This is a genomic window from Curtobacterium sp. MCBA15_008 (assembly GCF_001865065.1).
GTDB lineage: Bacteria > Actinomycetota > Actinomycetes > Actinomycetales > Microbacteriaceae > Curtobacterium.
In genome coordinates this window covers 163,955-176,917 of sequence record NZ_MJGN01000045.1, presented here as the reverse complement: position 1 = coordinate 176,917, position 12,963 = coordinate 163,955, and the positions used below count along the sequence as shown (strand labels likewise).

The 12,963-nt window shown below is 70.9% G+C and carries 9 protein-coding genes; 3 read left to right on the top strand and 6 right to left on the bottom strand.

Features of this window, described 5'->3' with window-relative positions; translation table 11 throughout:
- Nucleotides 1–75 precede the first annotated feature (75 nt).
- Both BIU96_RS15360 and BIU96_RS15355 read left to right on the top strand, forming a co-directional pair.
- Nucleotides 76–5,532 (top strand): discoidin domain-containing protein, encoded by a 5,457-nt coding sequence (locus tag BIU96_RS15360; RefSeq protein WP_071293481.1) that lies wholly within the window; start codon nt 76–78, stop codon nt 5,530–5,532.
- 257 nt (nt 5,533–5,789) lie between these two features.
- Complete coding sequence (locus BIU96_RS15355; RefSeq protein WP_071293480.1) at nt 5,790–6,191, top strand: hypothetical protein; 402 nt, start codon at nt 5,790–5,792, stop codon at nt 6,189–6,191.
- A gap of 27 nt (nt 6,192–6,218) precedes the next feature.
- On the opposite strand, the gene BIU96_RS15350 is transcribed toward BIU96_RS15355, so the two are convergent.
- Complete coding sequence (locus BIU96_RS15350) at nt 6,219–6,935, bottom strand: SDR family oxidoreductase (protein WP_071293479.1); 717 nt, start codon at nt 6,933–6,935, stop codon at nt 6,219–6,221.
- A 124-nt stretch (nt 6,936–7,059) separates the two neighbouring features.
- Here BIU96_RS15350 and BIU96_RS15345 point away from each other — a divergent pair, with 124 nt between their 5' ends.
- Nucleotides 7,060–7,890 carry a LysR family transcriptional regulator gene (locus BIU96_RS15345; RefSeq protein ID WP_071293478.1) on the top strand — a complete coding sequence of 277 codons (831 nt, stop codon included), beginning with the start codon at nt 7,060–7,062 and terminating at the stop codon, nt 7,888–7,890.
- A gap of 40 nt (nt 7,891–7,930) precedes the next feature.
- Here the strand turns inward: BIU96_RS15345 and BIU96_RS20120 are convergent, their stop codons facing one another.
- The 5 genes from BIU96_RS20120 to BIU96_RS15325 all read right to left on the bottom strand — a co-directional run bounded on the left by BIU96_RS20120 (nt 7,931) and on the right by BIU96_RS15325 (nt 12,962).
- On the bottom strand, nt 7,931–10,108 hold the full coding sequence (locus BIU96_RS20120; RefSeq protein ID WP_217642282.1) for a GNAT family N-acetyltransferase: 2,178 nt from the start codon (nt 10,106–10,108) through the stop codon (nt 7,931–7,933).
- 433 nt (nt 10,109–10,541) lie between these two features.
- Nucleotides 10,542–10,724 (bottom strand): hypothetical protein, encoded by a 183-nt coding sequence (locus BIU96_RS15335; RefSeq protein WP_071293476.1) that lies wholly within the window; start codon nt 10,722–10,724, stop codon nt 10,542–10,544.
- Nucleotides 10,725–10,859: 135 nt separating this feature from the next.
- A complete protein-coding gene (locus BIU96_RS20435; RefSeq protein ID WP_302847732.1) occupies nt 10,860–10,982 on the bottom strand; it encodes a hypothetical protein in 123 nt (40 codons plus the stop codon).
- A 52-nt stretch (nt 10,983–11,034) separates the two neighbouring features.
- A complete protein-coding gene (locus BIU96_RS15330) occupies nt 11,035–11,712 on the bottom strand; it encodes a YoaK family protein (RefSeq protein ID WP_071293475.1) in 678 nt (225 codons plus the stop codon).
- Nucleotides 11,709–12,962, bottom strand: coding sequence for a threonine/serine exporter ThrE family protein (locus BIU96_RS15325; protein ID WP_071293474.1), 1,254 nt, complete (start codon nt 12,960–12,962; stop codon nt 11,709–11,711). Before BIU96_RS15325 ends, BIU96_RS15330 begins: the two co-directional genes overlap by 4 nt.
- Nucleotide 12,963 lies beyond the last annotated feature (1 nt).

The following is a 12,963-nucleotide window of genomic DNA, read 5'->3' as shown; positions in this document are numbered from 1 at the left end:
TGGGGGCCTCTCGGGCGGTGCTTGTCCGCAGAACCGCTGACGCTGTCGGCTCCGTCCGCTGGCTACCGTCGCCCCGTGCCCACAGACAACTGGTTCGTCCGACACACGCGTGCGCGGTCGCTGACCGCGACCGTCGCCCTCGTCGCGCTCGCGGCACTGCCCGGTGCAGTGCTCGTCTCCTCGTCCACCGCGGCCTCCGCCGCGACCCCCTCGACCACGGCCGCGAGCGGGACCACCTCGGAGGATCCCTCGTCCCCGCCGCCCGCTGCCGCGAGCCCGGCACCGTCCGGGTCCGCCCCCGCCGTCGACGGCGTCCACGTCGGCGCCGGCTCCTACGCGCCGACGCCGCCGGACTCCATCTCCGACATCGGGGACGTGCAGGCCTTCCTCGGCCAGAAGGTGCACGTGGACCCGTCCGTCGCCGGCAAGCCGGTGCCCTCGAACCAGTGGTGGACGAGCATCGTGCACAACGGCAACGGGTTCTCGGGTGACCTCTGGTCGAACCCGTTCGTCTCGTCGAACAGCGCCGCCGGCACGAAGGTGACGTACCCGGACTCGTGGAACGCCGACGGGTCGCAGATGGTGCAGAACCACGCGATCACCGTCTCGGGCGCGGTGACGCCGCCGCCCTCCACGGACCGGGTCCTCGCCGACTTCGAGCACGGCATCCCCTCGGGCTGGACCGCCACCGGCACCGCGTTCACCACGCTGGGCGGGACCGGCGCCGGCCAGTCGAAGGTCGTCGGCTGGAAGGACTCCGGCTACCTGACGTCCTGGGGCGCCAAGAACGGCGACGCGGCGACCGGCACGCTGACGACGGCGCCGTTCACCATCGACCGCTCCGGCATCGCGTTCCTGCTCGGCGGCGGGAGCTACCCGGACCCGGGCGTCGACGAGGCCGAGCTCCTCGTGGGCGGCAAGGTCGTCGCGACCGCGACCGGCAAGCAGTCGGAGCAGCTGGCGTGGACGAGCTGGGACGTCAGCGCCTACCGGGGGCAGCAGGCCCAGATCCGCTTCGTCGACCAGACGAAGGGCGGATACGGGCACCTCATGGTGGACCAGGTGACCCTCACCGACAGCCGCGCCGACATCGCCGACCACGGCAGCACCGCGTTCTCCGCGACGGAGAACGACGCGCTGCGGTGGGGCGACTGGAACGTGAGCTGGCGGATGCCCCAGAAGGGTGACGGCGGCCAGTACATGGACGTCACGAGCGTGCAGGGCGAGCCGTACCAGTGGTTCGAGTACCACGACGAGACCCCGCGGATCACGACGGAGTCCGGCGCGACGTTCACCGACGGTGACGGGCAGCCGATCGCCTTCCCGTTCGCGGGCAACAGCTTCGAGGTCCGGCAGAGCGGACACGTCTTCGGCGTCCACGCCGCGGACGGCACGACCTTCACCCTGACCGGGAACACGATCGACGCGACGACCGGCACCTGGCTGGCGGTCAGCGCGGTCCCGAAGAGCGGCCTGACCCTGGCGCAGCTGCAGCAGCACGCCGGCGCGATCCCGCGCGACACCCGGATGGACTACTCCTACGACTCCGCGAAGGGCATCGTGCACGAGCGGTGGAAGGTCACGACCGACCTGCTGCAGGGCTCCGACCACAGCGTGGTGCAGGGCTGGCTCCAGCACCAGTACGAGGACGGCACCACGAACTTCTCCCTCACCGGGGCGGAGTACGCGACCCCGCGCGGCACGATGAAGACCGCCGTGGGTGGGGACGACTGGACGATCGACTACCCCTTCGAGGGCATGACGCCGATCGCCGGGACGCCGAAGGGCGCCGCGTCCGGCCCGGTGCTGCAGAAGTACCTGTCCGACTACTCCACGATGCCGGCCTGCACGGGCGACACCTACTGGCAGGGCAAGTGCCTCGAGCAGCTCGCCGAGTACATGACCGTGGCGAAGCAGATCGGTGACACCGACGACGCCGCCAGGATGCAGGCGACCCTCGAGACGTCCCTCACCGACTGGTACACGTACACCACCGGCGAGAAGCAGGACTTCTTCGCGCGGTACCCCACCTGGGGTGCGCTCGTCGGGTTCGCCGACTCCTACGGCTCCGGCCAGCTCAACGACCAGCACTTCCACTACGGCTACTTCGCCGTCGCGACCGCGCTGCTCGGCGCCGTCGACCCGGCGTGGGTGAAGCGGTACGAGGGGATGGCCACGCTCGTCACGAAGGAGTACGCGAACTGGGACCGCGACGACGACGCGTTCCCGCACCTGCGCACCTTCGGCGTCTGGGCGGGCCACTCGAACGCCGCCGGCGTCTCGTCGCCGCAGGGCCAGAACCAGGAGTCCTCGTCCGAGGCGATCCAGTCCGAGGCCGGACTCTTCCTGCTCGGCACCGTCCTGGGCAACGAGGACATGCAGGCCACCGGTGCGATGGAGTACGTCAACGAGCGCCTCGCCGTCCGTGACTACTACCAGAACGTCCACGGCAACCCGGACTCGTCGACGTACGACGGCAACGGCGCGTTCCCGAGCCAGTACCAGCACCCGCAGGCCGGCATGCTGCAGGACTGGGGCCAGGCCTGGTCGACGTACTTCGACGGTGACGCCGCGTGGAAGGGCGGCATCCAGTGGATGCCGACCGCACCGTGGTTCGACTACTTCGGCTGGGACAAGCAGTTCTCGGCCTCGATCCTGAAGACGATCCTCGAGGAACGCCCGAAGGAGCAGGGGGAGGCGGACGTGAAGTCCGCGAACCAGGACCACATCCAGATGCTGACCAAGAAGTGGTACGGCATCGGCACCTACGGCTCCGTCGCGATCACGAAGGACCAGAACGCCGCGATCGGCGAGCTGGAGGACGCGATCCGCTCCGCCGAGAAGAACCACCCCGGCTACGCGACCGCGAAGACCGCCGAGAACCCGCTGTACGACCCGTCGACGGACACGCTCCTCGTCTCGGTCGACTCCACGGGCAAGGTGACCTTCCCGAAGGAGCACTGGACGCCCACGACGCTGCCGGCATCACTGGTCCCGACCGAGATCTCGGCGGCGGAGGCCGACGAGAAGCCGAGCCAGTGGACGCACGCGTCGCCGCTCATGCCCTACCTGTCGACGCACTACACCGCCGACACGGACACGGTCGACCGGCTGTACTCGTTCGACCCGACGCACTACACGCCGGGGGTCGACACGGCCCGCGCCGCCGGGGTCATCAGCGACATGGGCGACGCCCTCGGCGAGGTCGTGCTCGGCTTCCTGCTGCAGTACGACCCGGCGACCTACGCCGACATCCACGCGGCGCTGTGGAAGGCGAAGGACGGCGCGGTCACGGGCAAGTCGATGGCCGGCATGAACTACTGGCAGGGCATGTCGAACCTGACGCTCGGCACCGAGTCGACCACGCGGCACACCAGCGACCCGCTCAGCCAGGCGTTCCGTGACGCCGACGGCAACTGGTCGTACGTGCTCGACAACGTCGGGGACACGCAGCAGTCGTACGACGTGTACGACGGCACGAAGGTCATCGGCTCCGTCGCGGTCCCGGCCCACACCCAGATCACGTCGCACCTCGACGCGCACCTGGCGAAGGTCGTCGTCGGGACGGACGGCAGCCCGAAGACCCTCACCCCGGGTTCCGCCACCACCTTCACCGCGACGGGCTACGACCAGTACGGCGCGACGATCCCGCTCGACCACGTCCAGTGGACGTCGAGCACCGGGACCGTCTCGTCGTCCGGCGTGCTGACCACCGGCGCCGCGGTCGACCACGCCACGGTCACCGCGACGGTCGGTTCGACGAGCGACGGCTACGCGTTCCGGGTCGCTCCCGCACCCGTGCTGACGAGCATCGACGTCACGCCCGGCTTCCACCGGGTCGTGGTGGGCTCCGCCCAGCGCTTCGCCGCCGTCGGCGCCGACCAGTACGGCGACCCGTTCGCCCTGCCGTCCGGCACCACCTGGTCGTACACCGGCCCGGGGACGATCGCCGCGGACGGCACGCTCACCACGAGCGGCCCCGGTGCCGGGTACGTCGTCGCCACCGCCGGATCGGTCGAGGGCAGCGCCGTCGCCTCGTCGGTCGCGTCGATCCCGGTCGCGAGTGCCGGTGCCACCGCCACCGCGACGTCGAACACCGTCGGCAACAAGCCGGCGAACGTGCTCGACGGCAACCCGTCGACGCGGTGGGAGAGCACCCAGGGGACCGACGACGCCGACCTGACGATCGACCTCGGCAAGGAGACCGACGTCGCGCACGTCCACATCGACTGGGAGACGGCTGCCGCCAAGCAGTACTCCCTGCAGGTGGCCGACGCCGCGTCCGGTCCCTGGACGACGATCACGACCGTCAGCAAGAAGGACGCCAAGCCGGACGACCTCGACGTCGCCGGCACCGGGCGCTACGTCCGGATGCACGGCATCACGCGTCTGACCAGCTACGGCTACTCCATCCTGGACCTCGCGATCTCCGGCACCCCCGCCGAGGCGGCGATCACCCCGACGCAACTCCTCGTGTCGCCGCGCAGCAGCGCGGTGCTGCCCGGCGCGACGGCGGAGCTCGGTGCGTACGCCTTCGACGGCAACGGCTTCGGTGGTCCGGTCGGGTCGGACGCCTCGTGGTCCGTCGTCGGCGGCGGGTCGGTGGACGACTCGGGCACGGTGACGGCCCCGGCCGACGCCGGTGCGACGGCCACCGTGACGGCCACGGTCGGCCCGCTCCACGGGACCGCGACGGTCACCGCCGTGCGGAACGAGGCCCCGGCCCCGACCGCTCCGTCGGGCACCTCGCGTGACGTCGCCGTCGGCAAGGCCGTCAGCACGTCGTCGGCGGAGCGCGGCGACCTGTCCGGGACCCAGGCCGTCGACGACGACCCGTCCACGCGCTGGGCGAGTGCCGCGCGCGACGGCGAGTGGATCACGGTCGACCTCGGCGAGGTCCTGCCGATCGACCGGGTCGAGCTCGACTGGGAGGGTGCGTACGCGAAGACGTACCAGCTCCAGGTCCGCGACAGCGCCTCCGACGACTGGCGGACCGTGGCGGACGTGACGGGCGGTACGGGCGGTGTGGACACGCACGACCTGCAGGGCGTCCAGGGTCGCTTCGTCCGGATGCTCGGCGGGAAGCGGGCGACCGCCTACGGCTACTCGCTCTACGCGGTCAAGGTGTTCTCGACCAAGGGTGCACCGTCGCCGGACCTCGCCCGGAACGCGGTGGTGACGGCCTCGAGCAGCGAGTCGTCGTCGGTCGGACCGCGCAACGCGGTCGACGGCGACGCGACGTCCCGCTGGGCGAGCGGCCACTCCGACGACCAGTGGCTCCAGCTCGACCTCGGGACGGCGCGGACGCTGCGCTCGGCGCACATCGACTGGGAGGGCGCCTACGGGTCGGCCTACCGGATCGAGGGTCGGAACAGCAGCACCGACGACTGGACCACGATCGCATCGGTCACCGACGGTGACGGTGGCGCGGACGACGTGACGCTCTCCGGCGACTGGCGGTACGTCCGGCTGCACGGCGTGCACCGTGCCACGCCGTACGGCTACTCGGCGTACTCCCTGCAGCTGCGCTGACCGGCAGCACTGACCGACAGCACTGACCGACAGCACGACGCCCCGCTCGTCCGCACGGACGGGCGGGGCGTCGTGCGTCCGCCCCCGCACACGACGGGCGACGACGTCGACGGCCGGACCCACCGCCCTGCGCGACCAGCGGACGGCCTGGAGGCGCGTGACGGCGCCGTCCCGCGCCTCCCGTCCGATCGTGGCCGGTCGCGGAGACCGGTGGAGTCACGGATGCACGCGACGGAGCGCTCGACCAGGGTGGGCGGGTGCCCCTCTCCACCGAGCCGTCCCCGACCGCACCGCTGCTGACCACGTCCGAGGCCGCGCGCCGCGCGGTCGCCCGGCTCCTGCTCGCCGCGCTCACGGTCGAACGGCGTGCGTCGGGCGACGACCGGCTCCGGCGCTTCCGCGACACCCGCCGCCTGATCGGTGCTGCCCGCGAGGCGGGCTTCCCCGTGACCTTCCTCGCGGAGGCCACGGGCATCGGCACCGGCACCCTGCACGCGCGCACCGACCCGTCCGGTCCGATGGCCGTCGAGCGGTTCCTGGACCTCCTGCCGGACGCGGTCGCGGAGCGGGCGGCTGCCGCTCTCGGTGGCACTGCGCCGGACCGACGGTCGACGACCGAGTTGCTCCGCTGGCTGGTCGTCGACGCGGACCGAGCCTGATCGGAACGGTCCGCGCCGCGACGTCGCTCAGGCCAGGTGGCCGCCGCCGTCGACGTGCAGCGTGGTCCCGGTGACGAAGGTGTTGTCGACCGCCAGGAGCACCGCGGAAACGACGTCGTCCGGTGTCCCCACGCGTCGTGCCGGGTTCGTCGCGGCGGTCGAGGCGAAGAAGTCGCGCTTGCCGTCCTCGCCCATGAAGTCCCAGAGGCCGGAGTCGATGATGCCGGGCGACACCGCGACCGCGCGCACCGGGGCGAGCTCCACGGCGAGCGCCTCCGCCATGAACGACACCGCGCCGTTCACGGTCGCCATGACGCTGAGTCCGGGCGCGGGCTTCCAGGCGGCGACGCCGGAGAAGAGCACGAACACGCCGCCGGGACGCACCGAGGGCGCGAGGTGCTTCGCGAGCAGCATCGGTCCGACCACCTTCGCGTCGAACGCGTTGCGGACCGCTGCCTGGTCGAGCGACCCGACCGGCCCGTTCGCCGAGCCCGCGGCCAGCGAGACGACCGCGTCGAACGGCCCCGATGCGGTGAGTGCGGCGATCGTCTCCTCGTCGGTGACGTCGGCGCGCACGACCGGTACGTCGCGGAGCGTCGCAGGCAGCGCCGCCGTCGCACGCTCCGGGTCACGTGCCCCGATGATCGGCTGGTCGCCGCGCTCGAGCAGGGCCGCGGCGATCGCGTGACCGATGCCCGAGCCGCCGCCGACGAGCAGGATGCGCTTCTGGTCGTGGTTCGTCATGGTGGGTTCCTCCCCTGGTGCCTGGTGCGCGGCGGTCGCCGTGCACCACAGGAGAACGACCGGCCGCCGCCATCGGTTCCCGAAGTCTCTTCGATGTTCTCTGGGTCAGCCATAAGATGTGTTGATGGCAAACCTGCGTGCGTTCGAGGTGTTCCTCGCCGTGGTCGACGCCGGCTCGATCTCGCGGGCCGCCCGCACGCTGCACCTGACGCAACCGGCCGTGTCGCACCAGATCGCGTCCCTGGAACGCGAGCTCCGGGTGTCGGTCCTCGATCGCGGTCGCCACGGAGCCACCCTGACGGCGGCGGGCCGGGCCTTCGCGCCGGCGGCTCGGGTCGCGGTCGACGCCGCCCAGCGGGCCGAGGACGCCGCACGGGGGACGGTCGCGCTGCGGATCATCATCGCGCAGTCCTTCACCGAGCCGTTCATCGTGCCGGTGCTGCGCTCGTTCCACTCCTCCGGGCGCCTGCTGCCCCGTCTGACCGAGGGCGCGAGTGCCACCTCGATGGTCGAGGCCGTCCGCCGGGGTGACCAGGACCTCGCCGTCGTGCCGGGTCCCGTCGTCGCGCCCGACCTGGTGGTGCGCTCCGCCGGACACGAGGAGATCGTCGCGGCCGGCACGCAGGCGCCGTCGGTCTCGCTCGACGTCGTCGCTGCCGGTCCCTTCATCGGGATCGACCCCGCCAGCGGCTACGGGCAGTGGCTCACCGAGACCCTCGCCGGCCGGGCCGTGTCACCGGTGACGACGGTCGGGTCGCCCCGCGCCGCCGCCGCACTCGCCGGGGCGGGGCTCGGCGTCGCCGTCGTGCCGGTTTCCGCGGTCGCCGGCGACCACCCACGAGCACCGCTCGACCCGCCGCTCCACCGAGACGTCGCGGTCGTCGCGCGGTCGGTCGGCCCGTGGGACGCCGTCGCCGGTGCGCTCTCCGAAGCGGTCCGCAGCGCCGGCTCGTGACGGCCGTCCCCGCCGGCGGGGGCCCGCGGCGACCGGCCGGTCAGGCGTTCCAGAGCCAGTTCGTCCGGTCGTAGTGGTGGGTGAAGCCCGAGCGCACGAGGTTCCGGTACGACGGGTTGCTCGTGGACAGACCGGTCTCGGCCGCCAGGAGCCGGCAGCCGGCTTCGACCGCAGCCGCGTGGCGCGCGGTGAGGATCGCGGCCTGCACGCCGCGGTTCCGGTGTGACGGCAGCGTCCCGCCGGTGTTGATCGAGGCGACCTCGCCGACGACGTGCACGGCGCCGGCCCCGACGAGCTCATCGCCGTCCCAGGCGCCGAACACCCGCGCCTCGGGGTCGTCGAACACCCCGCGGAGCATCGGCGTGAGATCAGGGTCCGTCATCCCGAAGGCCTCCCGGATGATCCGCGCCCAGGCCGCCGTGTCGTGCGCCGTCAGCTCCCGGACGTCGAGGTCGGTCTCCCCCGGCACGAACTCGTCGACCGGGCACGCGAACTTGGCCCACGACGGGCTCGCCGTCAGACCCAGTTCCGCGCAGACGGCGTCCCAGTCGTCCGGCAGCACCTGTGGTGCAACCGCGACCAGCGCCGACTGCCGCCCCGACGCACGGAAGAACGCGAGCACGTCGGTCAGCACCGCACGGTCGAGCGGGACGTCGAAGCCGAGGCCGATGCTCTTGCTCCAGTAGCCCGTCGGGTCGCCGGCCATCGCCGCGGCCGTCGCGCCACCGTACCTCGCGGTCCGGATCCCGAGGGCCTCCCGGTCCGGTGCCGACGCTCCGGCGAGGAACCGCAGGAAGTAGTCGGCCTCCGCCTGCTCGATCTGCTGCACGTCGGCGATGGGAAGGGTGCGAAGTGACACGGAAGGCCTTTCGTTGGGGAGCCTCGAGGGCCCGTTCGCGTCACCGGCGGATCCGGCGGCGGCGAGTTCGATCAGGGCGTCCCGGACGATGTCGACCGGGTCCGGCAGTGCGTCCATCCGGTCACGGAGGACCGCAGTGCGACGACGCAGGCTCTCCTCACCCAGGACCCGCCGCACGGCAGCCCGGACCCGCCCGGGCGTCGGGGTCCCGGTACGGAGGTCGATGCCGCACCCCGCCCACTGCACCCGCGCGGCGATCTCCGGCTTGTCCTCGGTACTGCCGGCCACCACGAGCGGGACTCCTGCCGCGAGCGCGCGCTGGACGCCGCCGAACCCACCGTTGGTGACGAACGCATCGCACCGGGGAAGGAGCTCGTCGTAGGGCAGGTACTCCTCGACACGGGCGTTCGACGGCAGCCGACCGCCCACGGCACGCACGACCTCGTCGACCGGACGACCACCGGTGGCGGCGACGACCAGGACGTCCTCGTCCGCGAGCGCACGGAGCGTCGGGACGACCAGCCGCCCCAGGTCGTGGTTGTCCATCGTCCCCTGCGAGACGTGCACCACCGGCCGACCGGAATCGAGGTCACCCCACCACGCCGGCAAGCCGTCGGCGCGGACCCCCTTCCGGCGGCGCAGCGGACCGACGAAGCGGACGGTGTCCGGGAGCTCACGGCGCGGGTACTCGAGCCCCGCGATGCTGAGCTGGAACAGGCGATCGTAGGAGCGGTACGGGTAGTCGGAGAACGGCATCGTCGCGGGTGGCTCGCCGACCTCGGCGAGCGCTTCGTCCACAGCGACCCCGATGGGCCCCAAGGGCCCGCGGAGGACGATAGCGTTCAGCGCACGGTTCCGGAGGCGGCCGATGACCGACCGGGCAGGAGAGAGCGCCAGTCCGAACGGCCCGGTGTCGACACTGGTCAGGACGACCGGAACCGGTGACACCCCGACGACCGGCAACCGCTCGGCAGCCGGACGCGACGCGTACGGGGCCAGCCCGGTGAAGGTCGCGTCGCCGATGATCCCGTCGAACCGCTGCGACGCCAACAGCGCCTCGACGGCCCGCCACTGCCCCGGGAGCACGCGGGCGAACATGCCGATCATGTCCTGGCGCACCGCCGCGAGCCCCTTCGCCTCGCCACGACCGGGAAGCCAGGCGTCCAGGTCGCTGTCGTCGAAGTCGACCTCGGCCGGCAGCGGCGCGAAGGCGAGACCCGACCGGAGCACGGCGTCCTCGTACCGACGGCCGGTCAGGACGGTCACTGCGTCGCCGCGTTCCACCAGCCCTCGGCCGAGCTCGATCACCGGTGCGACGTGGCCGTGCACGGGCGGCGAGCACAGGAGGAAGGACGGCACGATCGCGATCGTCGCAGGCACGCGGCGGCGACCGCATCAGCGGAACTGCGCAGGCTGGCTGCAAGGTGCGGGGGACCTGCGTCGGGATGGTGCCGTGAACGAAGAAAACCCCCGCGTGAACGGGGGCTTTCTGTGGCGGGCTCTTTGCGTTTCCTCTGCATGCCTTGCAGCTGTTGGTGACTCCTGGGTGCTTGAACCTGGGTTCCCCCCGCGAGGTCGCATGATTCCCCCCGTTCAGGAAAGTCCTGTTCAGGGCCTCGTTCGAGCGCCTGCGAGCATCCCGATCCATCGGGGTTGGGTTCTGCATGCCGCGCGTTGGGCTGCGTCAAGCCCAAGCCCCTACGTCTCAGAGGCGCTTTTTGGGGGAAATGAACGCCGGTTTTTGTGCTCGTCGGGCGACTTGTGCCCGTGCTGAGCGTCAAGGGCTTCAGGCTCACACTTGAACGTTGAGCGCCCGTCGCGTGGCCGTCTCCATCGTTTCGCTCCGGCGTGCCATCGCCTCACTGCCGAACATCATCCCTTCGGCGACCCGGTGGGCGTTGTCAACGACGGAGCGCGGACCGATGAGGAAGCAGGCCGCACCGGCTTCGATGACTCCCTTCAGTTGGGCGCCCATGTCTTCAGACGTTCAACCTCGACGAGCAGACCGGCGTGGACGGCGTGCAGCCGCTCCTGCTCAGGAACGAGGGCTGCTCGTCCCGCATCGTCCGATCTCGCGGCGATCCGCTCGTGGACCTGTACGAGATCCAGGTCAGGCGAAGTCGCTCCATCGGCGCTGCGCCCAGTCCGGGTGGTCCTCTAAGAGCTTCGCCCCGCGGTTCTTGAGCACGCGGTCGTCGATCTCTCCGGCCGGCCAGCCGGCGAGGATTGTCATCATCGCTGCCTGTCCCGCGAGCGCAGGTTCTCCGAAGGCACCGAGAGTCGTCCTACCGATCGGTGAAGGTCTTGGACTTTCGCGCCAGCAAGATCACCCCGGCAGATGCGAGCAGCGGCAGGCTCCATGCCCAGGTGGTCAGGGTGGTGGCGGTGACGGCGCCGATGACGCAGCCGATGATGAAGCCGGCGAGAAGCGGCCACGCTCGTTTCACTGCGGCTCGTCCGGACGGGTTTCCGGTGAGGACGTCGGCGACGGCCATCGCGAAGTTGGTGAGGTTTCCGGTCATCACTGCGGTGGATGGTGATGGGTGCCGGACGGTGTGGAGGTATACGTTCTGCACCGCCATCGCTGCGGTGGCGGTGAGCGCGACTGCGATCGCGACTGGTCCGTCTTGACCGCCGCGTGTACCGCCGATGATCGAGATGAGCGTGGTTGCCGCGAGAAGTAACGTCTGTCCGCTGAGCAGCGTCGGGGCACCGCTCGGCACTCCGCGTTTTTGTACCCATACGTGGGCGAGCAGCGCGATGAGGAAGAACGTTGGCACGGCGAGAAGCGCTGCTGGCCGGACGGGGACGGGTGCGACGGAGTGCGCTGCGATGACGACGATGTTGCCGGTGACGTGCGCGGTGAAGATGCCGTGGAGGAGGAGCCAGCCGGTGACGTCGACCATGCCGGCGACGAACGCGAGTCCGAGGACGGTCCAGTCGAAACTCGTTCCGTTCTTCATGCGCTGGCGGTTCGACGTCGAGCGAGCTCGAGGATGCGCATGGGGACAAGGAGTCCGACCATCATGCCGACGATGATCGCGCTGGCGGTCGTGGCATCGCTGGCGACTCCGAGGAGATGTGTGGTGTCAACAGTCGCTGGTTCCTGCAGCAGCGTGAACAAGCCGTTGATGGTGCGGAAGATGTACACCCCGGGGACGAGGGCGACGACGCTGGCGAATCCCACGGCGGCGAACGGCAGTCCTCGTCGACGGCTGATTGGTACGAGAATGACGCTGACGAGGATGCAGGCGACGAGCGCTCCCACGGCGATGCTCTGATGTCCGGGTCCCATCACTAGCCACCGGGCTGCGTGGGCGAGCATCCCGACGACGACTGGCCAGAGGAACAGTCGTGCCGGTGCGGAGAAGTACACGCAGAAGGATGCTGCTGCGATGCCGGCCGCGGGCACGTCAGCCCAGACGGGGACGGCGACGCTTGCCGGTTCGAGCGGCAAGGTGACACCGCAGAGCGCAAGTCCGACGCTGACACCCACACCAATGCAGCCGAGCGTCGCGGCTGCGAAGACGAGTCGGGCGGTGCCGAGCGGGACGCGGAGGCGAGCGATGTCGATGAGGCCGTTGAGGATATGTGGCCCGGGGACGAGGATCATCGCGGGGCACACGGCGACGAGTCGGAGCGGGGTGCTGAGGTCGAGTTGCACGGCGATCCCGCCGACGAGCCCCGCGACGAGGGCAGCGACGAACGCTTGTGCAAGCGGGCCGACGTTGATGCAGCCGAGAAGCCGGCGGACGAGCCCGCCGAGTGCGCAGCTGACGGCAATGACGATGAGCCCTGGCAGCGTCTCAGCGCCGAAGATCACCGCAAGCGATGTGCCGCCGGTGATGCAGGCGACGATGAACAGCCACAGCGGCGCCGGCGGCAGGGCGGCTGCTTTGCTGAGGTGCTGGTTGAGATTACTGACGCTGTGGCCGTCTGGGCGGAACGCGTTGACCGCGAGCAGCACCGCTTCGACGCGGCGCATGTTGATGGCAGCAGGAACCGCTGGGAGGAAGTGTTTCTGGTTTTTGGCGCGGACGGTGACCCCCGCCCAGGAGAGGTCGACCGTCGCCGCCGGGTCGGTCGGACGCAGCAACGACGTAGCGGTGTCAGCGGTGTCCGCGGATTCCTGGCCGTTGCTGTGCAGGATCGCTGCGGCCCGTGTCGCCGTCTCGGCGACGTCCACCGGGGCGGCGACGGTCGAACGCTTCATC

Excerpts from the sequence above, each read along its gene's own strand:
- BIU96_RS15350 (WP_071293479.1), bottom strand. The coding sequence starts at position 6,935 with ATGACGAACCACGACCAGAAGCGCATCCTGCTCGTCGGCGGCGGCTCG.
- BIU96_RS15345 (WP_071293478.1), top strand. The coding sequence starts at position 7,060 with ATGGCAAACCTGCGTGCGTTCGAGGTGTTCCTCGCCGTGGTCGACGCC.
- BIU96_RS15335 (WP_071293476.1), bottom strand. The coding sequence starts at position 10,724 with ATGGGCGCCCAACTGAAGGGAGTCATCGAAGCCGGTGCGGCCTGCTTC.
- BIU96_RS20435 (WP_302847732.1), bottom strand. The coding sequence starts at position 10,982 with ATGACAATCCTCGCCGGCTGGCCGGCCGGAGAGATCGACGACCGCGTG.
- BIU96_RS15330 (WP_071293475.1), bottom strand. The coding sequence starts at position 11,712 with ATGAAGAACGGAACGAGTTTCGACTGGACCGTCCTCGGACTCGCGTTC.
- BIU96_RS15325 (WP_071293474.1), bottom strand. The coding sequence starts at position 12,962 with ATGAAGCGTTCGACCGTCGCCGCCCCGGTGGACGTCGCCGAGACGGCG.